The 20,935-nt window shown below is 71.0% G+C and carries 24 protein-coding genes; 13 read left to right on the top strand and 11 right to left on the bottom strand.

What is annotated here, in order from left to right:
- The first annotated feature begins 54 nt into the window (after window positions 1–54).
- Window positions 55–2,142, top strand: coding sequence for a fructose-specific PTS transporter subunit EIIC (locus EDF31_RS17430; protein ID WP_131847065.1), 2,088 nt, complete (start codon window positions 55–57; stop codon window positions 2,140–2,142).
- A gap of 197 nt (window positions 2,143–2,339) precedes the next feature.
- On the opposite strand, the gene EDF31_RS17425 is transcribed toward EDF31_RS17430, so the two are convergent.
- Entirely contained in the window at window positions 2,340–4,085 is a 1,746-nt protein-coding gene (locus tag EDF31_RS17425) for a beta-N-acetylhexosaminidase (protein WP_131847064.1), read from the bottom strand.
- Window positions 4,086–4,121: 36 nt separating this feature from the next.
- Here EDF31_RS17425 and EDF31_RS17420 point away from each other — a divergent pair, with 36 nt between their 5' ends.
- Both EDF31_RS17420 and EDF31_RS17415 read left to right on the top strand, forming a co-directional pair.
- The gene (locus EDF31_RS17420; RefSeq protein WP_165901478.1) at window positions 4,122–5,297 is read left to right on the top strand and encodes an ROK family transcriptional regulator; all 1,176 of its coding nucleotides are present in this window, start codon (window positions 4,122–4,124) and stop codon (window positions 5,295–5,297) included.
- Window positions 5,298–5,348: 51 nt separating this feature from the next.
- Entirely contained in the window at window positions 5,349–6,107 is a 759-nt protein-coding gene (locus EDF31_RS17415; RefSeq protein ID WP_243650118.1) for a DedA family protein, read from the top strand.
- Window positions 6,108–6,118: 11 nt separating this feature from the next.
- Here EDF31_RS17415 and EDF31_RS17410 read toward each other — a convergent pair whose 3' ends face one another.
- Window positions 6,119–6,322, bottom strand: a complete 204-nt coding sequence (locus EDF31_RS17410) for a DUF2945 domain-containing protein (protein WP_123937440.1) — start codon at window positions 6,320–6,322, stop codon at window positions 6,119–6,121.
- Between the two features lie 201 nt (window positions 6,323–6,523).
- Here EDF31_RS17410 and EDF31_RS17405 point away from each other — a divergent pair, with 201 nt between their 5' ends.
- Together EDF31_RS17405 and EDF31_RS17400 are read left to right on the top strand one after the other, a co-directional pair.
- Complete coding sequence (locus EDF31_RS17405; RefSeq protein WP_123293556.1) at window positions 6,524–7,576, top strand: serine/threonine-protein kinase; 1,053 nt, start codon at window positions 6,524–6,526, stop codon at window positions 7,574–7,576.
- Window positions 7,577–7,625: 49 nt separating this feature from the next.
- Complete coding sequence (locus EDF31_RS17400) at window positions 7,626–8,249, top strand: phosphoribosylanthranilate isomerase (RefSeq protein ID WP_123293557.1); 624 nt, start codon at window positions 7,626–7,628, stop codon at window positions 8,247–8,249.
- A 37-nt stretch (window positions 8,250–8,286) separates the two neighbouring features.
- Here the strand turns inward: EDF31_RS17400 and EDF31_RS17395 are convergent, their stop codons facing one another.
- From EDF31_RS17395 to EDF31_RS17385, 3 genes are all read right to left on the bottom strand, one after another.
- On the bottom strand, window positions 8,287–9,045 hold the full coding sequence (locus EDF31_RS17395; RefSeq protein ID WP_111086181.1) for an HAD-IIB family hydrolase: 759 nt from the start codon (window positions 9,043–9,045) through the stop codon (window positions 8,287–8,289).
- 90 nt (window positions 9,046–9,135) lie between these two features.
- Window positions 9,136–9,549: a hotdog domain-containing protein gene (locus EDF31_RS17390; protein WP_111086180.1), complete on the bottom strand. Its 414-nt coding sequence runs from the start codon at window positions 9,547–9,549 to the stop codon at window positions 9,136–9,138.
- 71 nt (window positions 9,550–9,620) lie between these two features.
- Window positions 9,621–10,217 (bottom strand): nitroreductase family protein, encoded by a 597-nt coding sequence (locus EDF31_RS17385; RefSeq protein ID WP_111086179.1) that lies wholly within the window; start codon window positions 10,215–10,217, stop codon window positions 9,621–9,623.
- 73 nt (window positions 10,218–10,290) lie between these two features.
- On the opposite strand from EDF31_RS17385, the gene EDF31_RS17380 reads away from it, so the two are divergent.
- Both EDF31_RS17380 and EDF31_RS17375 read left to right on the top strand, forming a co-directional pair.
- Complete coding sequence (locus EDF31_RS17380) at window positions 10,291–11,214, top strand: AEC family transporter (protein WP_111086178.1); 924 nt, start codon at window positions 10,291–10,293, stop codon at window positions 11,212–11,214.
- 222 nt (window positions 11,215–11,436) lie between these two features.
- Window positions 11,437–11,844 carry an aldehyde dehydrogenase gene (locus EDF31_RS17375; RefSeq protein WP_123293560.1) on the top strand — a complete coding sequence of 136 codons (408 nt, stop codon included), beginning with the start codon at window positions 11,437–11,439 and terminating at the stop codon, window positions 11,842–11,844.
- A 19-nt stretch (window positions 11,845–11,863) separates the two neighbouring features.
- On the opposite strand, the gene EDF31_RS17370 is transcribed toward EDF31_RS17375, so the two are convergent.
- Both EDF31_RS17370 and EDF31_RS17365 read right to left on the bottom strand, forming a co-directional pair.
- Window positions 11,864–12,112: a nuclease gene (locus EDF31_RS17370; RefSeq protein ID WP_131847062.1), complete on the bottom strand. Its 249-nt coding sequence runs from the start codon at window positions 12,110–12,112 to the stop codon at window positions 11,864–11,866.
- Between the two features lie 113 nt (window positions 12,113–12,225).
- Window positions 12,226–13,062, bottom strand: coding sequence for an exodeoxyribonuclease III (locus tag EDF31_RS17365; protein ID WP_131847061.1), 837 nt, complete (start codon window positions 13,060–13,062; stop codon window positions 12,226–12,228).
- A gap of 120 nt (window positions 13,063–13,182) precedes the next feature.
- Here EDF31_RS17365 and EDF31_RS17360 point away from each other — a divergent pair, with 120 nt between their 5' ends.
- The 6 genes from EDF31_RS17360 to EDF31_RS17335 are packed head-to-tail and all read left to right on the top strand — an operon-like array spanning window position 13,183 to window position 16,221.
- Window positions 13,183–13,656, top strand: coding sequence for an Asp23/Gls24 family envelope stress response protein (locus EDF31_RS17360; protein WP_123937445.1), 474 nt, complete (start codon window positions 13,183–13,185; stop codon window positions 13,654–13,656).
- Window positions 13,653–13,844, top strand: a complete 192-nt coding sequence (locus tag EDF31_RS17355; RefSeq protein WP_111086173.1) for a DUF2273 domain-containing protein — start codon at window positions 13,653–13,655, stop codon at window positions 13,842–13,844. Before EDF31_RS17360 ends, EDF31_RS17355 begins: the two co-directional genes overlap by 4 nt.
- On the top strand, window positions 13,841–14,212 hold the full coding sequence (locus tag EDF31_RS17350; protein ID WP_131847060.1) for a hypothetical protein: 372 nt from the start codon (window positions 13,841–13,843) through the stop codon (window positions 14,210–14,212). The genes EDF31_RS17355 and EDF31_RS17350 overlap by 4 nt, the downstream gene beginning before the upstream one ends.
- Window positions 14,209–14,847, top strand: coding sequence for a hypothetical protein (locus tag EDF31_RS17345; protein ID WP_131847059.1), 639 nt, complete (start codon window positions 14,209–14,211; stop codon window positions 14,845–14,847). Before EDF31_RS17350 ends, EDF31_RS17345 begins: the two co-directional genes overlap by 4 nt.
- Window positions 14,844–15,446 (top strand): hypothetical protein, encoded by a 603-nt coding sequence (locus EDF31_RS17340; RefSeq protein WP_131847058.1) that lies wholly within the window; start codon window positions 14,844–14,846, stop codon window positions 15,444–15,446. Before EDF31_RS17345 ends, EDF31_RS17340 begins: the two co-directional genes overlap by 4 nt.
- 7 nt (window positions 15,447–15,453) lie before the next feature.
- Complete coding sequence (locus tag EDF31_RS17335; RefSeq protein WP_131847057.1) at window positions 15,454–16,221, top strand: aminoglycoside 3'-phosphotransferase; 768 nt, start codon at window positions 15,454–15,456, stop codon at window positions 16,219–16,221.
- A gap of 29 nt (window positions 16,222–16,250) precedes the next feature.
- Here the strand turns inward: EDF31_RS17335 and EDF31_RS17330 are convergent, their stop codons facing one another.
- From EDF31_RS17330 to EDF31_RS17315, 4 genes are all read right to left on the bottom strand, one after another.
- Window positions 16,251–16,910 carry a hypothetical protein gene (locus tag EDF31_RS17330; RefSeq protein ID WP_131847056.1) on the bottom strand — a complete coding sequence of 220 codons (660 nt, stop codon included), beginning with the start codon at window positions 16,908–16,910 and terminating at the stop codon, window positions 16,251–16,253.
- A gap of 1 nt (window position 16,911) precedes the next feature.
- On the bottom strand, window positions 16,912–17,499 hold the full coding sequence (locus tag EDF31_RS17325; RefSeq protein ID WP_131847055.1) for a hypothetical protein: 588 nt from the start codon (window positions 17,497–17,499) through the stop codon (window positions 16,912–16,914).
- 89 nt (window positions 17,500–17,588) lie between these two features.
- Window positions 17,589–19,412, bottom strand: a complete 1,824-nt coding sequence (locus EDF31_RS17320) for an alpha/beta hydrolase (protein ID WP_131847054.1) — start codon at window positions 19,410–19,412, stop codon at window positions 17,589–17,591.
- A gap of 142 nt (window positions 19,413–19,554) precedes the next feature.
- The gene (locus EDF31_RS17315) at window positions 19,555–20,901 is read right to left on the bottom strand and encodes a M23 family metallopeptidase (protein WP_131847053.1); all 1,347 of its coding nucleotides are present in this window, start codon (window positions 20,899–20,901) and stop codon (window positions 19,555–19,557) included.
- Window positions 20,902–20,935: the final 34 nt, after the last annotated feature.

Genomic DNA, 20,935 nt, shown 5'->3' with positions numbered 1-20,935 from the left:
CCCCGAACACCTGCACGACCCGCGCGATCAGCGCCATTGCGAAGGAGCAAGCACATGTCCGCAGACTCGAGTCCGCGCCTCATCAGCGCCCAGCTCGTCGGCCTCGACGAGGACCTCGGTGCCACCTCGGCCGACGTCATCCGCGTCCTCGCCGACCGCGTCGCCGCGACCGGCCGCGCCGCCGACGGCCGGGTCCTGGCCGAGGACGCCATCAAGCGCGAGGCCAGCGTCGGCACCGGGGTTCCCGGCGGCATCGCGATCCCGCACGCCCGTTCGGCATCGGTGTCCGAGCCGACCCTGGCGTTCGCGCGTCTCGCCCGGAAGGTGTCGTTCGGCGCCCCGGACGGCGACGCCGACATCGTGTTCATGATCGCCGTGCCCGAAGGGGCCGACAAGGACCACCTGACGGTCCTCTCGACCCTGGCCCGTGCGCTCATCCGCGACGACTTCACCGCCGCCCTGCGCGCCGCAGCCACCCCCGACGAGATCGTCCAGCTCGTCGACCGCGAGGTGAGCGGCGAGGTGTCCGAAGCCGGCGTCGGGAAGGCGAGCAGCGCCTCCAGTCCGACCGCCGCACCCGCGCCGGGCCGCAAGGTCTTCGTCGGCGTCACCGCCTGCCCGACCGGCATCGCGCACACCTACATGGCGGCCGACGCCCTCGTCGCCGCGGCGCAGCGCGCCGGTGCCGAGATGCACATCGAGACCCAGGGGTCCTCGCAGGTCGAGCCCCTTGACCCCGCCCTCATCGCCCGTGCCGACGCCGTCGTGTTCGCGGTCGACGTGGATGTCCGCGACCGCGGTCGCTTCGCCGGCAAGCCGCTCGTCTCCGGACCCGTCAAGCGCGGCGTCGACGAGCCCGACAAGATGATCGCCGAGGCCATCCGCGCCTCGGACGACCCGAACGCCGCACGCGTGCAGGGCGGCGCAGCCGTCGATGGTGCGTCCACCGCCAAGAACGAGCACTTCGGCCAGGCGCTCAAGCGCTGGCTGCTCACCGGCGTCAGCTACATGATCCCGTTCGTCGCGGGCGGCGGGCTGCTCATCGCGCTCGGCTTCCTGCTCGCCGGCTACGGCATCGCGCTGCAGCACGGCGACTCCGGCCAGAACAACGCCGTGTTCACGCTGACGAACTACACGCTGCTGAACCTGCCGCCCCAGGGCCTCGGCTACTACCTCGGCGCCGCCGCCTTCCAGATCGGTGGGATCTCGCTCGGCTTCCTCGTCGCAGCGCTCGCCGGGTACATCGCGTACGCCATGGCCGACCGACCCGGCATCGCGCCTGGCTTCGTCGCCGGTTCCGTCGCCGTCTTCATGAACGCCGGCTTCCTCGGCGGTCTCGTCGGTGGTCTGCTCGCCGGTGCCGCCGCGTACTGGATCGGTCGCATCCCGACCTGGCGCTGGCTGCGCGGCCTGATGCCGGTCGTGATCATCCCGCTGCTCGCCTCGATCATCGCCTCCGGCCTCATGTTGCTCGTGCTCGGCGGCCCGATCGCCTGGCTGATGACGCAGCTCACGAACTGGCTCAACTCGCTCAACGGCACCTCGGTGATCCTGCTCGGCATCATCCTCGGCCTGATGATGGCGTTCGACCTCGGCGGGCCGGTGAACAAGGTGGCGTACGCGTTCGCCGTCGCGGGCCTCGGCGCCGGCACCGCCACGAACGTCGTGCCGTTCGAGATCATGGCAGCGGTCATGGGGGCCGGCATGGTGCCCCCGCTCGCCCTGGCGTTCGCGTCCACCCTCCTGTACCGCAAGGGCTTCACGAAGCCCGAGCGTGAGAACGGCAAGGCCGCGTGGCTGCTCGGTGCGTCGTTCATCTCCGAGGGTGCGATCCCGTTCGCCGCGGCCGACCCGCTGCGCGTGATCCCGGCCTCGATGGTCGGGGCTGCGGTCACGGGTGCGATCTCGATGGCTGCCGGGGTGACCTCGCGAGCGCCGCACGGCGGGGTGTTCGTGTTCTTCGCGATCGACTCGTTCGTGGTCTGGGTGCTCGCGATCCTGGCCGGCACCGTGGTGTCCGCGCTGGTGCTGGTCGGGCTGAAGAAGTGGGTGCGTCGGGCTCCGGCCGCGGATGCCGCCGCTGGTGACGAGGCCGCCGTGGCCGGGGAGACGGTGGGGCAGCGCGCGCCCGTCGCCGTGTAGTCGACGTCACCACAGGACGGACGGGAGGCCCGGTGCCAGCTGGCACCGGGCCTCCCGTCCGCCTGCGGTCGCGACGCACCGCCGGCCGCGCGTCGGGCGGTCACGTTCCGTCGCTGGCGTGGCGCCCAAAAGACGAGACATGACCGCGCGCCGGCACTGAACGGGGTGTCGTGGCCACGCGAGGAGCAGCCCGCCCCCTACTCGGCGATGTTCGCCGTGACCGCGTCGATGTAGGCGGCGCGGTCCTCGCGCGAGTGCGGCCGCCCCGGGACGCCCGGACGCTGCTCCCACGGGAACGGCCCGGCCTCGTGCCGGTACTCGATCCCCATCGCCTCGAGCCGCGCGGTGTGCTCGGCCAACCGCCCGCGGAACTCGGCGACGTCGCGCGGCCCGGTGACGTCCGCCGACCAGAGCGCCTCGGCCAGGGCGGCCACCCGCGGGAACAGCTGGTAGTCGAGCTTCCGGGCGGTGTCGACGTGTTCCGTCCACATGTTGCCCTGGCCGCCGATGACGTGGGTGCGCTCGGACTCGGTCAGGCCGGACGGCACCGGGTCGAACCCGAAGACGTCGTCGACCGTCAGCACGATCGACACCGGGATCGGCTCGGTCGCCAGGTCGCTCTGGCGGTAGTCGAGGTAGGCCTGGTCGTCGGGCGACGAGATGACGTCGTGCCCGCGCTTCGCCGCCGTCCGGGCGCCGGTCAGACCGCGCCACGACACGATGGTCGCCGAGGGGTCGAGCGTGCCGCCCTCGAGGATCTCGTCCCAGCCGAACGCCTGCCGCCCGTGCGAGGCGACGTGTGCCGCGAGCTGCCCGATGATCCAGGCCTGCAGCTGCTCTTCGTCCTCGAGCCCGAGTGAACGCATGCGCTCCTGCGTGCGGGGGTCCTCGACCCACTGCACCTTCGGGCACTCGTCGCCGCCGATGCCGATGTATCGGGAGGGGAAGAGCGCGATGACCTCGTCGAGGACGTCCTTGAAGAAGTCGACGGTGCTGTCATCGGCGTTCAGGACGTCGTCGGCGATGCCCCACTCGGTCCAGACCTCCACCGGCGTCTCGGGGTGCACGCCGAGCGACGGGTAGGCGGCCAACGCGGCACGGACGTGTCCGGGCGTCTCGATCTCGGGGACGACGGTGACGAACCGGTCCGCCGCGTAGGCGACGATCTCGCGGATGTCGTCCTGCGTGTAGTACCCGCCGTGCGGTCGGCCGTCGAACGCTGCGGGGTGCAGCACGCCGTCGGCGTCGGGGACGTGCGCGCCCACCTGGGACTCGCGACGCCAGGACCCGATCTCGGTCAGGCGCGGGTACTTCCGGATCTCGATGCGCCAGCCCTGGTCCTCCGTCAGGTGGAAGTGCAGCCGGTTGATCCGGTGCGCCGCGAGCTGGTCGACGACGCGCATGACCTCGTGCTTGGTGCGGAAGTGCCGCGCGACGTCGAGCATGACGCCGCGCCAGGCGAAGGCGGGGGCGTCCTCGACGATGGTGGACGGGACGGACCATGGCCCGGTGCCGACGCGGCCGCTCCGGTACACGTCGGCGGGCAGCAGTTGGAGGAGCGCCTGGACGCCGTAGAACACGCCGGCGGCCGAGCCGCCCGCGACGTCGACACCGTCGGGTGTGACGGTCAGGCGGAAGGACTCGGCGCGCTCGCCCTCGGGCGACGGCGGACCGGCGGGCAGGGAGGGATCGTCGGTGACGCGCAGCGAGATGACGCCCGTCCGCACCGGCCCGTCGGCGGAGGCCGCCCCGTCGACGGCCACGTCCTCCGCTGCGTCGCGGACCGGCTGGCCGGTCGACGCCCGGAGCGTCTGCTGCAGGTACAGTCGGACCGATCCGCTCGCTGCGTCCGCTGCGATGCGGGTCGACGGGGTGATCTCGAAGGCGCCGGTACCGGGGACGGCGCGGCGCGGTCGTGGGATGAGCATGTCGGAGTCCACCATTCCTCAATGATCTTTCGTAATGTGGAGGCTATGGCCGTGGACGAGACCGTGTCAACGATCCCGAGTGTCGTGGGGACGACGCCGGGCGTGCTCCGACTCATGAACTCCCGCGCCATCCTCGACGAGCTCCTGCGCGACGACGCGTCGCGCACCGTGACCGAGCTCAGCCGCACCGTCGGGCTCTCCCGACCCACGGTCGAGGCGGCGCTCGCAGACCTGGTCGACGAGGGCTGGGTGACCGAGGCCGAGGCGATCGCCACCCCGAACAAGGCCGGCCGCCGGGCCAAGCGCTTCGCCGCGGACGCCACCGCCGGTTCCGTGCTCGGCGTCGACCTCGGACTGCACGGCATCGTCGGCATCCGCGCCGACCTGCGCGGGAACACCCTCACCCGGGTCGAGGAGCGCTACGCCGACCTCGCCGACGCGGAGCAGGCCTGGACGAGCGTGCAGGACGTGGTCCGCCGCCTGACGGCCGGCTCGGAGGCGTCCCCGGTCCTCGCCGCCACGTTCGGCGTCCCCGCCGTCGTCGACCGCGCCGGCGAGATCGACTACACGGTCGCGGTGCCCGAGTGGGTCGAGCGCCGCGTGCCCGGCCGGATCCAGGACCTTTTCCCCGGCATCGCGACGTTCTTCGACAACGACGCCAAGCTCGCCGCCACCGCCGAGGCGATGTGGGGGCGCTTCCGGGGCGTCCAGGACGGCCTGTACCTGGTGATGGGTCGGCAGATCGGTGCGGCCTACGTCATCGACGGGGCGTTGGCGCGCGGGGCGCGCGGTGCGGCTGGCGAGATGGGCGGCCTGGCCTCGACCGGGTGGCCCGGTGCGCCGGCCCGCCTGGAGGCCCGGATCGCGTCCGACACGGACCTCGAGTCGGTCTTCGCCGCGGCCGGGCGCGGGGGCGCAGCGCCGGGTCGCGTCGGCGAGGACGGTCCGGACCCGGCGGCGGTCGACGTCGTCCGCGCCTTCGCGGACGACGTGGCACCGGGTGTCGTGCAGCTCGTCACGACGATCGACCCCGAGGTCGTGGTCGTCGGGGGCGAGGTCCTGCCGGCGGCGTCGGTGTTCGCCGAGGCGCTCGCCGCGGTGGTCACGCCCCAGCTCCGGCACCCCGTCGAGATCGTGCCGTCGACGGTGGGTCGTGACGCCGTCGCCCGCGGTGCCCTCGCGCGGTCGCTGACGCACGTGCGGACCTCGCACATGGGACTCGGCTGACGTTCAGGTACCGCGCCGGGTCCTGACAGGGCGCTCAGGGATGCTGGGGGCATGACGACTGCCGTGACCGCCCGTGCCATGACCGTCGCCACCGGCGACTCCACCGCTCCCTCGGACCTCGGCGGACTCTCCGGCCTCGTGCTCCAGATCATCGACGCCCTGGGGGAGTGGGGCGTCGCGCTCATGCTCTTCATCGAGACGGTGTTCCCGCCGATCCCGTCCGAGCTCATCCTGCCGCTGGCCGGATTCCTGGCGGGCGCCGGGCAGATGAACCTTGTCCTCGTTCTCGTGCTGGCGACGCTCGGGTCCTACCTCGGTGCGCTGGTGCTCTACTGGCTCGGCGCGAAGATCGGGTTCGAGCGCACCACGAGGTGGTTCGGCAAGCTCCCCCTGGTCGACGAGGACGACTTCCGCAAAGCCGCCGCGTGGTTCCACCGGCACGGCAAGAGTGCCGTGTTCTTCGGCCGGTTCGTCCCCATCGTGCGGAGCCTCATCTCGCTGCCCGCCGGTGCTGACCGCATGCACCTCGGCACGTTCTCGGTCTTCACGATCATCGCGAGCGGCATCTGGAACAGCGCACTCGTGCTGCTCGGTGCCGCGTTCGGCTCCCAGTACGACCGCGTCGAGCAGTACACCGAGTGGATCGACCGGGTGCTCTACGTCGCGATCGCGGTCGTCGTGGTGACGTTCGTGGTCCGGCGGGTCCGACGGTGGCGGGCAGACCGTCGCGCGGACGGTGGCGGCGACGGCGACGGTGCCGCGAGCGGGGGCGCACGAGGTCGTCGTCGCGCCGAACCCGCCCGCGACTGAGCCGGTCGTCGTCAGGCCTTGGTCAGCGCCGACTCCTTGTGCGCGGCCTGCTTGCCGCTCTTCTCCGACTCGACGATCCAGTACGGATCGTCGTCGGTCGGCTTGAACGTCTGACCGTCGAACTCGAAGTCACTGGTGCGCTTCCGCACGAGTTTCCCGGTCGTCCGTCCCTGCGAGGTGTTCCAGTGCACCTCGTCACCCTTCGTCAGTGCCATCGCTGTCCTCCTTGCGTGATCGCTCACCCTGGTCGGAGGTCGAACGGTACCCTGATGCATCCGCATGAACACAGGGAAGTACGCCGATCACGATGTCATAACACCCGCCCAAAAGCGGGGTCGGACGCGTACCGTTTCTCGTGAGCCAACACGCCGGCAGCAGCCGCGGAACCTGCGGCTCCCGACGGAACGACGGACACCATGACCCTGCTCGACGGCTTGCGGACGGAGACGGTCCTGTCGGGCCGGTACCGACTGGTGAAGCTCATCGGCACGGGTGGCATGGGGACCGTCTACGAAGCCCGCGACGAGCACACCTACCGCGCCGTCGCCGTGAAGCTCTTCGCGACGCCGGACAAGATGACGACGGCCGACCGCGTCCGGCAGGAGCGCGAGATCCGGCTCCTCAGCATGCTGTCGCACCCCGGGCTCATCCCGCTCTACGACGCCGGCACGCACGACTTCCCCGACGGCCCGCACCGGTTCATCGTGATGGAGCTCATCGCCGACACGACGCTGCTCCGCCGACTGTCCGAGGGGGCCCTGCACAACTACGAGGTGGCCGACCTCGGCGCCCAGCTCGCCGACGCCCTGGCCTACGTGCACTCGCGCGGCATCGTGCACCGGGACGTCAAGCCCGCCAACATCCTGATCAGCGACGAGGGCTCGTCCGGCTTCGCCCGGACCGTGAAGCTCACCGACTTCGGTGTCGCGCACTTCGTCGACGGCTCGCGCCTGACGAACGACGGCACGATCATCGGCACGGCGGCGTACCTGAGCCCCGAGCAGGTCGCCGGTGAGCCGATCAGCTTCGCCACCGACGTGTACTCCCTCGGGCTGGTGCTGCTCGAGTCCCTGACCGGCAAGCAGGAGTACTCGGGCACCCTGATCGAGGCGGCACTGGCCCGCCTGCGGCACGACCCCGAGATCCCGGACGACGTCGCCTCGGAGTGGCGCGAACTGCTCAGCCGGATGACCGCCCGTGACCCGGAGCGTCGTCCGACCGCGGTCGCGATCGCGAACGCCCTGCGGGGCGGCTCCACGCAGGTCACCGGCCCCGTGCCGCTCGGACCCGAGCGGGTCAAGCACCAGCGCGATCACCGGATGCACCGGGCGGCCCACCGGCACGCGAAGCGCGGCACCTTCTCGGCCGTCCGCCGCTGGCGTCGGCGGAACGTGCTCGTCGGCTCGTTCGCGGCGTTCGGCGTGCTGGTCGCGTGCGGCTCCGCCTACGTCGCCGGCATGCTGCACTGACGTCGCGAGCTCGTCCCGTTCGTCCGTGGTCCCTGGCAGGATGGACAGCATGACCGACCAGCGCTGGATCAAGATCTGCGGCCTGTCGACGCCCGACACCGTGGACGCCGCCGTCGACGCGGGCGCCGACGCGGTCGGGTTCGTCTTCGCCGCGAACAGCCCCCGCACCGTGACGGCCGACCTGGCGAAGGAACTCGTCGAACGGCTGCCGGACGGCATCGACGCCGTGGGGGTCTTCCGCGACCAGAAGATCGACGAGATCGTCGGCATCGCGTCCGAGGTCGGGCTCACCACCCTGCAGCTGCACGGTGGCGAGGCCGCGACCGACTTCGCCCGAGCCCGCGACGCCGGCTTCTTCACCATCCGGGCCCTCGCTGCCGAGGACTACCTGCGTGAGACCGCCGAGCAGCGCGCCTCGTACGACCACGACCTGCTGTTGCTCGACGCCGCCGTGCCGGGCAGCGGTCGGCTGATCGACCCCGCCGTGATCGAGGGCGGGATCGACGAGGCCTGGATCCTCGCGGGCGGCCTGACCCCCGCCAACGTCGTCGCCGCGGTCGAGGCGCTCGACCCCGACGGTGTCGACGTGTCGAGCGGCGTGGAGTCGGAGCGCGGCGTGAAGGACCCGGCCAAGATCCGCGCCTTCGTCGAGGCCGTCCGCAGCCTGGGCTGACACGGGGTCAGCTGCCGCGCCGTCGGCTGCCGCGGGGTCAGCGCAGGGTCGGGATGAGCTCGGTCAGGAAGGCGTCGGTGTCCTCCCAGCCCTCGACCGCGTGGCACGGCACACCGAGGGCCTTCACCGGGTAGTCGTTGCCCTCGGGATCGAGCCGGTCGCCGACGAAGAGCATGTCGTCGAGCGCGATGCCGGTGATCTCGGCGAGACGCTGCATGCCGTAGGCCTTGTCGATGCCCTTGCGGGTGATGTCGACGCTGGTGGAGCCGCCCGATCGGACCTCGAGGTCGGGGAGCTCCGCCTGCACCCGTCGACGGAGGTCGTCCTTCTTCGCGCCGGTCGGGTCCCACTGCTTCTTGACGTCGACCGGAGCGGCCTGGCCGAGTGCGGAGAACGTGATCTGCGACCCGCGGTCCTCGAGGATGTCACCCCAGGTCTCGGACTCCCAGTAGCCGGCGTCCTTCGCGACGGACTCGACCGCTGCGAGGGCGCGTGCCTTCTGGTCGTCGGTGAGGTCCTCGGCGTACTGCAGGGCCCAGTCGTCGTCGGACCAGCGGTAGTACCGCGTGCCGCACGTCGGCAGGAGGTGCAGGTCGTCGAGGGTCAGGCCGTCGCGGTGGCGGAGCGGGGTGACGAGCTGCTGCTCGAACTGCGTGAAGTTGCCGCCGGAGATGACCGCGACCGGCACGACCTCGAGCAGGGACGCGAAGGTCTCGAGCATGCGGGGGTCGAGGGAGGACTTCGACGGGGCGAGGGTGTCGTCCAGGTCGAAGGCGACGAGGCGGGGCGTGGTCATGCCCCGATCCTGCCAGAGGCCACCGATCACGTGCCGGGTGCTTTGCCCACCGCACGCGACTGCTGCGCGATGTCTGCGGGGTCACGCGGGTCAGGCGCGGTGCGTCGCGGGGACCCGGTCGCGGTCGTACGTGATGTCCGTGTAGCCGTGCGGCGCCGGGTTGCCGTCGTCGTCGAGGTTCACGAACACGACCTCGTCGATGGTGAGGATGCTGCGGTGCGTGAAGAGGTTGCGTGCCTCGGCCCGCATCGTGAGCGAGCTGCGGCCGAAGCGGGTGGCGACGAGGCCGATCTCGACGATGTCGCCCTCCTTCGCCGAGGACACGAACTCGATCTCCGACATGTACTTGGTGACGACCTTGCCGTTGCCGAGCTGGATGATCGCGTAGACCGCGGCCTCCTCGTCGATCCAGCGGAGCAGGCTGCCGCCGAACAGGGTGCCGTTGGCGTTGAGATCCTCGGGGCGGACCCACTTGCGGGTGTAGAAGTTCATCTCGGGCTGCATGTCAGTACATACTACGCGGCCGCGCCCGCTCCCTGTGCGGGAGCGGGCGCGGCCGCGTGCTGCTGCGAGGACTACTCCTTGACGAGCACGACCTCGTCGAGGGGCAGGCGGGTGCGCGGTGCGACCTCGCGCTCGGCCGCCTTCTCGTCGAGCTGCGACGGGTGCGCGACGGTGCCGATGGCGGTCACGGTGAAGGGCAGGAAGCGCTCCGGCAGGTCGAACGCGGCGCGCAGGCCCGCGGCGTCGATGCCCGCCATCTGGTGCACGTGCAGGCCCTCAGCGTGCGCCTGGACGGTGAGCGCGGCGAGCGACTGGCCGAGGTCGTACTGCGCGAAGGGACGCTCGTCGCCGTCCTCGGTCACGGTCTCGAGCACGCCGACGACGAGGGCGCTGGCACGGAAGGCCCAGGCGGCGTTGAAGCCGAGCAGGTTCTCGTTGATCTTCCGGAACGTCTCGGTGCCACGACGGCCCGCGATGAAGCGGCGGGGCTGGAAGTTCATGGCCGATGCGGCCCAGCGGGCGGCCTCGAGGACGGCGTCGAACTGCTCGTCCGAGATCGTCGCGGTCTCGTCGTAGGAACGGGGGCTCCAGCGCTCTTCGAGCAGGGGCACGAGGGGCTGGCTGGAGTCGGTGGACCGGGTGAGGGTGTCGGCGTTCGTCGAGGTCATGGTGCCTGCAACGGTATTCGATGCGAACGCATTTCCGACCTGAGCGACGTCACATGGTGCAAGGATGGACGCGATGGGTGGCGTGTTGACCGGCTTCGCGATCATCGGCGCGATCATCGCCGGTGGGTACGTCGTCGGGCGCATCGGACTGCTCGGCCCGCACGCACAGTTCGTGATGAGTCGCCTCGCGTTCTTCGTGCTCATGCCCTGCCTGCTCTTCCACACCATCGCCTCGGCCGACATCGAGTCGCTGCTGTCCCCGATGCTCTGGGTCTCGCTGCTGAGTGCGGCCGTCGTCGCACTCGGAGCGGCGGCCGTCTTCCGATTCGTGCTGCGGCGACCGGTCACCACCACGACGGTCGGGGCCCTGGCAGCGAGCTACGTCAACGCGAACAACATCGGTCTGCCGGTGGCCGTCTACGTGCTCGGGCAGGCGACCGCGGTGGTGCCGGTGATCCTGTTGCAGCTCATCGTCATCGCGCCGGTCGCGTTGACGATCCTCGACGCCGCGACCTCGGGCGCCGGCGGCTGGGGACGCCGGATCTCCGGGCCGTTCCGGAACCCGATCATCATCGCCTCGCTGGTCGGCCTGGTGTTCTCGGCGACCGGCATCACGCTGCCCGACCCCGTCCTCGAGCCGTTCTCGTTGGTGGGTGCCGCTGCCGTGCCCGTCGTCCTGCTGTCGTTCGGGATGAGCCTGCACGGTGCCGCGCCGCTGCGGGACCCGGCGATCCGGACGGACGTCATCGTGGCGTCGTCGATCAAGCTCGTGGTGATGCCGGCGGTCGCGTACGTGTTCGCACGGTTCGTGTTCGGGCTCGGCGACCAGGACGTCTTCGTGCTCACCACCCTGGCGGCGTTGCCGGCGGCGCAGAACGTGTTCAACTACGCGCAGCGGTACGACGCGGCGGTCCCGGTGGCCCGCGACGTGGTGCTCATCTCGACGATCGGCTCGGTCCCCGTTCTCGTCGCGATCGCCGCGCTGCTGCACCCGTAGCGCGCCCTGGGCGCACCGCGAGGCGGACGGGAGGCCCGTGGCGGGGCCGCGCCGTGCCTCCCGTCCGCCGTGGGGTCGCGTGCACCGCGGATGGTGAGCAGAAATGGTCGGCTCGCGTGCACCGACCCGACCATTGCTGCTCACGAAGCGCATCGGGGGCGCGCGTACGCTGACACCCACGGGGCGGGCCCGCCTCGGGACCACGACGGACGGAGACCTCCGATGGACACGATGGCGATGATGAAGAACATGTCGATGACGGACATGCCCATGGAGATGGACATGGACGTGATGCAGGACACGATGATGGCGATGAACGCCGCGTCGATGGCCGCCACGATGTGCTCCGCGAGCGACATGCGCATGGGCGGCGAGATGGCCACGTGCGCCGCGATGTGCTCCAACACGGCGATGATGGCCGACACCGGCATGCGGATGATGATGCGACCGGCCGGCATGGACCTGCCGAGCATGCAGGCGATGCTCATGGCCGTGATGACGATGGGCACGATGTGTGCTGCCGAGTGCCGGAAGCACATGGACATGGACGAGTCGTGCCGCTACTGCGCCATGGCCTGCGACGAGATGGTCGCGAAGTGCGAGGCGATGCTCGCCTCGATGTCAGCCTGAACCAGGCCGACCGTCTGCGCTACGCGCTGCGTGCCGTGGTCTGACGACCACCGGCGCTGAGGATCTCCGCAACCGGGTGGTGGGCGACCGGATCGCCGACCGACAGGAAGCCGTCGGCGTCCGCCACTCGGAGCTGGGTCACGCCGCCGTCCAGGAACGCCACGACGGCGTCGGCAGGGCGGGTCTCGACGACGATGCCGTCGCGCCAGGCGCCGGGGGCCGCGTTCGCCATGACGCGCTGGATGGGAAGGATCGTCGTGCGGGACATGGCTTCACCTGCTCTCGAAGGGGTTCGGTGCAGGAAATCTACGTCGGCGCCGTCACCTGCTCAACGAGGGTGGACGCCGGGCGTAACAGAACGCGTCACGGCCGCGTGACCGCTCAGAAGATCATCGGACGGTCGTCGTCGAGCGACGTGTCCAGGTCGAGGTCGACCACCACGGGGACGTGGTCGCTCGGGGCGTCGCCCTTCCGCTCGTTGCGGTGGATCGAGGCATCGGTGACGACGTCGGCGAAGGCCTGGGAGCCCATCACGAAGTCGATGCGCATGCCCTCGTTGCGCGGGAAACGCAGCTGCTTGTAGTCCCAGTAGGTGTAGCCGTCGGGGACGATCGGCCGGACGACGTCCTGCAGCCCCTTCGCCTCGAACGCCCGGAACGCGGCGCGCTCGGGTTCGCTGACGTGGGTGTGCCCCTCGAACACGCGGACGTCCCACACGTCCGTGTCGAGCGGTGCGACGTTCCAGTCGCCCATCAGCGCGAGCGGGGTCTCCGGCGACGCGGCGATCCACTCGGCGGTGCGGTCGGCCAGCTGCGCGAGCCAGTCGAGCTTGTACGTGTAGTGCGGGTCGCCGACCTCGCGCCCGTTCGGCACGTAGAGGCTCCAGAGCCGCACGCCGTCGACGGTGACGCCGATGGCCCGGGCCTCGACGGGCAGGTCCGGCCCCGCGTGCCCCTTGAGGAAGCCGGGCTGGCCGGGGAAGTCGCGGGTCACGTCCTCCATCGGCAGCCGGCTGGCGAACGCGACACCGTTCCACTGGTTCAGGCCGTGCGCCTCGACGAGGTAGCCGGCGTCCTCGAACGCCTGCACCGGGAACTGCTCCGGCTTGCACTTGATCTCCTGCATGCCGAGGACGTCGACGTCCTCGCGCACCAGCCAGTCGACGACCCGCCCCACTCGGGTGCGGACGGAGTTCACGTTCCAGGTCGCCACGCGCATGGCATCGAACCTACCGGGGACGACCGACCCCGCCGTGCAGCGCGCCGCCTGCCGCTCTCGGGCGCAGCGCGGCACGATGGTGTTCGCTGGAAGTCCAGCAAGCGAGCGCAGGAGGCACTGATGGCATCGACGACGAACCGCGTCGACGGGACCGTGACGACCGGCACCACGACCGGCACCACCACCACGCAGGTCACGGCCAAGGGCAAGACGATCATCGACGACACCGTCGTCGCCAAGGTCGCGGGCATCGCCGCGCGCGACGTCCCCGGCGTCTACGCCCTCGGCGGGAACGCCTCACGGGCCTTCGGCGCCATCCGCGACGCGATCGGCTCGAGCGCGCTCGGCCAGGGCGTCCGCGTCGAGGTCGGCGAGACCCAGGTCGCCGTCGACCTGACGATCGTCGTGGACTACCCGATCCCGATGATGGACGTCGCGTCCGCCGTGCGCGCCGCCGTCACGAGCGCCGTCACCGAGCTCGTCGGGCTCGAGGTCACCGAGGTCAACATCGCGATCAACGACGTCAACATCCCCGCACTGAACGGCACCGCCGACGACCTCGACGGCGACGTCCGCGAGGGCCGGGTCCGGTGAACGCCACCGTCGTCGGGATGGGCGTCGGCGCCCTCCTCGCGATCGTCGCGGTGACCCTCGGGTTCTGGGCGTTCGTGGTCGTCGCCGTCTGCATGGCCGTCGGCGGCCTGGTCGCCCGTATCGTCGCCGGTGACGTCGACGTGCGTCGCCTGGTCGACGTACTGCGCGGACGCCGGAGCTCGTCGTGACCGACGCCGCCGTCGCCACGGTCGGCGACAGCGGCGTCCGGCTCCGCGGCTCCGACCGCATCGGCACGTCGGCGCTCGTGCACACCGCCCAGGCGGTCGCCGCCGAAGCGCTGCGCGTGGCCTTCCGGGAGGTCCGTGCCCGGGTCTCCGACGACGGTCGCGGCGCGCTGGCGGTCGAGATCACCGCCCCGCTCACCCTGCCCGTGCTGGGGACCCATGCGGTCCCCGACGAACCCGTCGTCACGAGCGCGCACCGTGCCCGCGGCACGATCGCCGAGCGCCTCCGGACCATCACCGGCCGACAGGTGTCCCGGGTGACCGTGACGTTCGCGTCGTCGGTCGTCGACGTCCCGCGGAGGGTCCGGTGACCGCCGTGGACGACCGGACCGCATCGGTTCCCGGAGCCGGCCCCGCACCGTCGACCGACCACGCCGCCACCTACCGCCGTCTGCTCCGCCGCGAGACCCACGTGTCCCGGTCGGGTGCCGTCGTCATCGCGATGCTCATCACCCTCGTGCTCGCCGCCGCTGCCGTCTTCGCCGGTGCCCTCGTGCTGCTCGACCAGAACGTCCTCGGCGTCGACCCGCGCGCCGTGGTGGACGCCGCCCTCGCCGCGCCGGACGGCCTCGACACCACGCTCGTCGTCGGGATCGCCGCGATCGTCGCACTGGTCGGCCTGGGGTTCCTGCTGCAGGGGCTCCTGCCGCAGCGGCGTCCGCGCCACGCGATGGCATCCGACCGGCTCGCCGTCGTGGTCGACGACGAGGTGCTCGCCTCCGCCGCGGCACGCGCCGCCCGTTCCGTCACGCGGCTCGGGCCGGACGCCGCCGTCGGCACCGTGGGCCGCCGGACCGTCGAGGTGGTGCTGCGTCCCGCCGCCGGCGTCGACGTGCCCGCCGTGGCCGCGACCGAGGCCGTCGAGCACGAGTTCGCCGCGATCGACGCGCTCCCCGCCCTGGCTGCGCGGGTGCGCGTCCAGCCGACCGGACGGGTGGACGGATGAACGCGACCAACCGTGGGCTCGGCCGGACGGCACTCGTCGTCGTCGGGCTCGTCCTGTTCGTCGCCGGGGTCGGTGCGATCCTGGTGCAGACGGCCCAGGGCCTGCCGCTCGTGGCGTCGTGGTGGCGCACGGCCGGCGACGCACTCGCGGGCCTCGGCACGGACACGTCGCGCGATGACTCCCTGCTGTCGTGGACGTGGGTGCTCGGCGGCGGGGTCGTCGTCGGCATCCTGGCGATCGTGGTGCTGACGACGCTCGGCGGAGGCCGCGAGAGCACCGTCGTCGAGAGCGACGGATCAGCCGACGGCGTCGCCGGCTCGGTGCGCGTCGAGTCCACGGCCGTGCAGCACGCGCTGTCCTCGGCGATCGGGGAGCTGCCGCAGGTGGCCTCGCTCGCGGTCGACGTCTACCGCGTCCGCGGAGGCCGGGCGGTCCGGGTGCGGGTCCGTCCGCGCCGGGGTGCCTCACCGCGCGAGGTCACCGAACGGGTCGAGGCTGTCGTGGCCGACCTGGACGCCCTGCTCGGCGAACGCCTGCCGGTCCTGCTCGAGATCGCGCGTGGTGGGGCCGGGTCCTCGCGCCCGGACCGCGTGCACTAGGGCGGTCGTGGTGCGGTCGATCGGCGGGCTGCCGGGGCCGGACTCCGTCGTCCCCGTGCCGCGGGTGGTCGTGGAGGCCGCCCGGGGGCGCGAGGTCGCCCTGGTCTGGCACAACGAGATCGGTGGTACGACCTTCCGGATCGGACCGGACGAGCACGCCGACGAGTTCGTCAAGGTCCTGCCGGACGCCTACGGCCGGTGGATCGGCAACGAGGCCGCGCGACTGGAGTGGGCGTCACGGTACGTGCGGGTGCCCGAGGTGCTCGACCACGGTGCGGACGACGACGGCGTGTGGCTGCACACCCGTGCCGTCCCCGGGTGGAGTGCCGTCGACCCGCGGTGGCACGGCGAACCCCGGACCGCGGTGGTCGCGGTCGGCGAGGGGCTCCGCGCGTTCCACGACACCCTGCCGGTGGACGACTGCCCCTTCGAGTGGTCGACGGCGGCGCGGCTCGACCGTGCTCGTGCGGCGGGTGCCGACACGGATCGCCTAAGCCCGGAGCCGCCCGGTGACCGCGTCGTGGTGTGTCACGGAGACCCGTGCACGCCGAACACGCTCATCGGTGCCGACGGTCGGTGGAGCGGGCACGTCGACCTGGACGCCACGGGTGTCGCGGACCGCTGGGCGGACCTGGCGGTGGCGACGATGGCGCTGGGGTGGAACTACGGGCCCGGGTGGGAGCCGCTGTTCTACGAGGCGTACGGGGTGCCCGACGAACCGGAGCGGACGGCGTGGTACCGGGCGTTGTGGAACGTCGATGTCGATGACGTCTGAGTGCCCAGGGGCGTGCTGTGTCGGCGTGGTCAGATCTTGGGCTTGTTGACGATGGGGTCGTCCCACTCGGGGAAGTCCGGGAAAACGCCGGGGCGGGACCGGTCGGGGAACGTGACGGTCGAGCGTCCGTAGATGGCATCCGAAAGGGCGTTGCCGTCGTTGGTCCAGAACGGCTCGCTGTAGACGGTGATGGGGTTGTCGCCGTTCTCCTGGGCGGTGTACTGGATCTGCCAGCCGTCGCCGGTGGTGGCCCAGACTTCTTCGTCGCCGGTGATGGTGCGGCGTTCGATGGTCCAGCCCTGTTCGGTGAAGGAGTCGATCATCGGTTGCAGGTCGCGTTCCTGGTCGATCGCGCCGGGTGGGGACCAGAGCCGGGTGCTGCTCATGTCGTAGCTGTTCCTGGTGTCCGAGCCCGGCAAGGGCGCGACACCATCACCCCCTATCCCGGGCAGATCGTCGCCGCCGCCCCACTCCCATTCGCCGTCGTGGACCTGGAGCTGCGCATCCTTGAGGAGCCGTTGCATGTGGTCGTAGTGGTCGCGCAAGGCGTCGAACTCTTGGTGGAGCGACATCTCCGCGACGTCGTCCTGGGTCAGTCCGGCTGCGTCGGTGGGCTTCTGGTCTCCTCCTGCCGCGCACCCGGTCAGCAGTCCCAGGGCCAGGACTGCCGTCGCGATGGTGCGGAGCATCTCAGATCTTGGGCTTGTTGACGATGGGGTCGTCCCACTCCGGGAAATCTGGGTACACACCCGGGCGGGACCGGTCGGGAAACGTGACGCTCGAGCGTCCGTAGATGGCATCCGAAAGCGCGTTGCCGTCGTTGGTCCAGAACAGTTCGCTGTAGACCTCGAGGGTGTAGCGGCCGTTCTCTTGAGCGGTGTAGATGAGTTGCCAGCCATCGCCGGTGTACCCCCGGAGCTCGTGGTCGCCCGTGATGTCGCGTTGCTCGATGGTCCACCCCTGATCGGTGAAGTAGTCAAGCATTGGTTTCAGGTCGCGCTGCTCGCCTGCGGCGCCGGAGGGTGACCAGAGTCGTCCGCTGCGCATGTAGTAGCTGTTCTTCGTGTCCGCGCCCGGCAGCGGGGCGACGCCGTCCCCTCCGATCAGCGGCAGGTCGTCGCCGCCGCCCCACTCCCACTCGCCGTCGTGGACCTGGAGCTGGGCATCCTTGAGGAGCTGTTGCATGTGTTCGTAGTGGTCCCCGAAGGCGTCGAACTCTTGGTGGAGCGACATCTCCGCGACGTCGTCCTGGGTCAGGTCGGCTGCGTCGGTGGGCATCTGGTCTCCTCCTGCTGCGCACCCTGACAACAGCCCGAGGGTCAGGGCTGCCGTCGCGATGGTGCGGAGCATCGATTGCATGGTGTTCATCATGGCTTCCCGGTGGCGATGATCTTCGCGATCGTCCGCTGTGAAGTCGCATCGGGGGACAAGTAGCCGACACCGCCGGCTTCCGGGTACATGTCGTGGCCGGTGACGGCCTTGGTGCCCCGGGCGGCTTCCGCGCTGAACGTGTCGACGTCGGGCAGGTCGCGGGGATCGGTGCGTCCGATCCTCCCGAATCTCGCGGTGTGGTCCTCTGCACCTTCGGTCGCGTGGACACGGCCCACGTTGAGGTGCTCAGGCGTGGTGGTGTCGGTGAACCCGACCGAGCCGTAGGTGACGAACGAGTCCACGCGGTGCCGGGTCTGCGCGAGTGCCTCGGCCGCGGTGGTGGAGCCGTACGAGTGCCCGAGGACCGTGACGGACCGCGGTGCTGTGCCGCGGCTGTCGTGGATGCCGTCGAGGAAGGACGCGAGGTTCGCCCCGCCCGCGTGCGCGCGGTCCTGCCGCGGGACCTCGATGACACCCGGGGCGCGGTACCCGAGCCAGGACACGACCGCGAAGGAGTCTTCCGCGGATCCTCTCTGCCCAGCCGCGAAGAGGAGCTCGTTGGCGGCGCGGACCTTCTCACCCATGCTGTCGAGCGTGGTCATCGCACCCGGCACGTTCACGGTCACGTTCGACGCGGTGTCCAGATCGCCGAGGACGACCGCGGCGACGAGGGCCCCGTTCGAGACACCGAACCCGACCAATTGCGCGACCGCTGCCGAAGGTGCCTTCAACCGACCCGCGAGTTGATCAGCACGGTTGAGTCCGTCACGGAGCGCGATCACCTGCTCCCGGAACTCATCGAGGCTGACTGCCCCGTAGGTGTACGCCAACCCCATCAGCCGGTACAGCCGCTCCGGATCCCGCACGGCCGCGGAGAGGACAGCGCGAGATGCGATGTCGCGCTGCGCGGCCGGGACCCCGTCGAGTCCCGCGAACTGCAGCTGCGTGGTGAGCGGCAGCGCGCGGATGTCGGCGTCGGTGAATCCGAGTGCAGCCCAGATCGCTGCGACCTCCGCCGGTGTCAGGGAGGGATCGAGCAGCCGCTGCAGCCCGGGTGGGAGCGTCGAGGCCGCCGCAGCGTCGAGCGCGGTGTTCGCCAGGGAGCCCCCGCCGGCAGCGCTGAAGGCGTCCGCGATCCGGTCGACCCAGGACGCGTCCTCAGCGTTCTCGGCGAGGTAGTCGCCGAACCCGCCCGGCAACGTGGCACCGTCGATGGGGACCCAGCTGCAGCGGCTCGTGAACGCGGTCCAGGCGTTGCGCACCCGGACCAGGTCCTGTTCCGTCGAGGAATCCTGTGCTCGGACGGTCACGCTGAACTGCCGCAGCCTGGTCGGATCAGCACTGCTGCGTCCGCCGGAGCGACCACCGCCGGTGCGCTGGCGGGACTGGGCGCTGAAGGTGGCGGACACCGGGGACGGGCGCTTCGGTGTGCTGGACGGCTTCGGGTCGAAGACCGCGCTGGTCCAGTCGAGCACGGGCTGCATCGGCACGCCACCAGCCGAGCGCACGAGCTCACGGTCGGCTTCGCGCCGCTGCCATGCGGCCAGGTCCGCCGAGCGCTGCCGTTCCTCGTCCGCCTGCCGTTGCACGACGCGGAGCTGATCGGCCAAGCCCTCGAGCTCCTTCGCCAGCCGGACGCGGTCGGTGGACTCCGTCACACGGGCCGCCTCGATCAGCCGCGAGTACGCCCCGTCGAAGTCGAGCAGCGCGGCCTCTGCGGTGCTCCGTCGCGGTCCGGCGCTGGCTCGCAGCGTCAGCGCCACCTCGACCGCGCAGTCGACCAGCCGGGACGCCGCTGCGTCGTCGAACTCGATCCCCATCGTCCCCCCACCATCCGAACTGGCTGATGGGTGAAACGTAGCATTTCAACTGTGCAGTGTGAAATTACGGAGACGCGACTGTGGGGAACGACGAACCGCCGCCCGCGTGAAGCGGACGGCGGTCAGTGTGCGATCGAGTGAGCTAGAAGGCGACGCCCCGCGCGGACATGAACGGCACCGGGTCGGTCGTGGCGCCGTTGATGTGCACCTCGATGTGGCTGTGGCACCCGGTCGACTGGCCGGTCGACCCGACGAGCGCGATGAGCTGCCCCGCGGAGACCTGCTGGCCGATACCGACCCGGAAGCCGCCGTTGACGATGTGACCGTAGGCCGTCTGCACGCCGTTGCCGTGGTTGATGCGGACGTAGTTGCCGTAGCCGCCGTACCAGCCGACGTAGTCGACGGTGCCGGCCGACGCGGCGACGATGGGCGTCGAGCAGCCGCTGGCCAGGTCGGTGCCGTCGTGCTTGATGACGGTGCCGTAGATCGGGTGCACGCGGTAGCCGTACGGGCTGATGACGTAGCCGCTGGCCGGACGGACCCAGCCCTGACCGCCACCCGAGCCGGCGGAGCCGCCACTGCCCGAGCCGCTGCTGCCGGAGCCGCCACCGCCGCCGGACGATCCGCCGCCGGCGTTCGCTGCTGCCGCCGCCGCGGCCAGTTCTCGGGCAGCACGGGCTTCGGCCTCGCGCGCGGCCTTCGCCTCGGCCGCCTTGCGGACGCGCTCACCCTTGGCGAACTCGGCCTCGGTCCGGACACGGCCGGAGACCAGGGTCGCGAGCTGGGCGTCGAGACGGGCCTTGTTCGACTGCTGTTCGTCGTACGCGGTCTGCACGGCGTCGGAGGCGGCCTGCGCCTCTTGCATGCGGGCCTCGGCCTTCGCGGCGAGGCTGTCGAGTTCTTCGGAAGCGCGGTCTGCCTGGGCTTCGAGCGAGCGGGCGACCCCGGCGTCGACGCTGGCGGCGGCCTGGACACGCTCGGCCTGTTCGGACAGCTTGCTCAGCGCGCCGAGGTCGTAGAGCAGGTCGCGGGCGTCCTCGCCCTTGGTGAGCACCGAGGTCGTGACGTCGGCACCGCCCGAGCGGGCCATCTGCGCGGCGAACTGGCCGGCCTGCGCGGCGCTCTGGTCGGCGACCTTCGCGTGTTCGTCGGCGTCGGCGCGGAGCTTCTGCTCCTTCTCGGCGGCGTCCTGCGCGTCGGACTGCGCGTCGAAGAAGACGTCGCCGAGTTCCTTCGCCTTCGCCTGTGCAGCCTCGACCTTGGCGTCGAGGTCGCTGATGATGCCCTTGATCTCGGTGATCTGCCCCTGCTTCGCGGATTCCTTGCCACGGGCGTTCTTGACCTCGTCCCACGTGGGGTAGGTCACCGCCTGGGCAGTGGGTGCATCGACGACGACCGTGCCGACGAGGCCCGCGAGTGCCAGTCCGGTGACGGCGAGGCGGAGGCGCACGGAGGCACGAGGGGTGCGGTGGCTGGTGGGGCGAGACATCGACCACGAGCCTATACATCCGTACAGAGAAGAT

This window comes from Curtobacterium sp. PhB142 (assembly GCF_004341255.1).
Taxonomy (GTDB): Bacteria; Actinomycetota; Actinomycetes; order Actinomycetales; family Microbacteriaceae; genus Curtobacterium.
This window is presented reverse-complemented; position numbering and strand designations above follow the sequence as displayed.

Coding starts and splice junctions, on each gene's coding strand:
- EDF31_RS17415 (WP_243650118.1), top strand. CDS start 5,349: ATGACGACTGCCGTGACCGCCCGTGCCATGACCGTCGCCACCGGCGAC.
- EDF31_RS17405 (WP_123293556.1), top strand. CDS start 6,524: ATGACCCTGCTCGACGGCTTGCGGACGGAGACGGTCCTGTCGGGCCGG.
- EDF31_RS17400 (WP_123293557.1), top strand. CDS start 7,626: ATGACCGACCAGCGCTGGATCAAGATCTGCGGCCTGTCGACGCCCGAC.
- EDF31_RS17430 (WP_131847065.1), top strand. CDS start 55: ATGTCCGCAGACTCGAGTCCGCGCCTCATCAGCGCCCAGCTCGTCGGC.
- EDF31_RS17330 (WP_131847056.1), bottom strand. CDS start 16,910: ATGCTCCGCACCATCGCGACGGCAGTCCTGGCCCTGGGACTGCTGACC.
- EDF31_RS17325 (WP_131847055.1), bottom strand. CDS start 17,499: ATGCCCACCGACGCAGCCGACCTGACCCAGGACGACGTCGCGGAGATG.
- EDF31_RS17320 (WP_131847054.1), bottom strand. CDS start 19,412: ATGGGGATCGAGTTCGACGACGCAGCGGCGTCCCGGCTGGTCGACTGC.
- EDF31_RS17365 (WP_131847061.1), bottom strand. CDS start 13,062: ATGCGCGTGGCGACCTGGAACGTGAACTCCGTCCGCACCCGAGTGGGG.
- EDF31_RS17370 (WP_131847062.1), bottom strand. CDS start 12,112: ATGTCCCGCACGACGATCCTTCCCATCCAGCGCGTCATGGCGAACGCG.
- EDF31_RS17360 (WP_123937445.1), top strand. CDS start 13,183: ATGGCATCGACGACGAACCGCGTCGACGGGACCGTGACGACCGGCACC.
- EDF31_RS17315 (WP_131847053.1), bottom strand. CDS start 20,901: ATGTCTCGCCCCACCAGCCACCGCACCCCTCGTGCCTCCGTGCGCCTC.
- EDF31_RS17410 (WP_123937440.1), bottom strand. CDS start 6,322: ATGGCACTGACGAAGGGTGACGAGGTGCACTGGAACACCTCGCAGGGA.
- EDF31_RS17380 (WP_111086178.1), top strand. CDS start 10,291: ATGGGTGGCGTGTTGACCGGCTTCGCGATCATCGGCGCGATCATCGCC.
- EDF31_RS17375 (WP_123293560.1), top strand. CDS start 11,437: ATGGACACGATGGCGATGATGAAGAACATGTCGATGACGGACATGCCC.
- EDF31_RS17340 (WP_131847058.1), top strand. CDS start 14,844: ATGAACGCGACCAACCGTGGGCTCGGCCGGACGGCACTCGTCGTCGTC.
- EDF31_RS17390 (WP_111086180.1), bottom strand. CDS start 9,549: ATGCAGCCCGAGATGAACTTCTACACCCGCAAGTGGGTCCGCCCCGAG.
- EDF31_RS17395 (WP_111086181.1), bottom strand. CDS start 9,045: ATGACCACGCCCCGCCTCGTCGCCTTCGACCTGGACGACACCCTCGCC.
- EDF31_RS17385 (WP_111086179.1), bottom strand. CDS start 10,217: ATGACCTCGACGAACGCCGACACCCTCACCCGGTCCACCGACTCCAGC.
- EDF31_RS17425 (WP_131847064.1), bottom strand. CDS start 4,085: ATGGTGGACTCCGACATGCTCATCCCACGACCGCGCCGCGCCGTCCCC.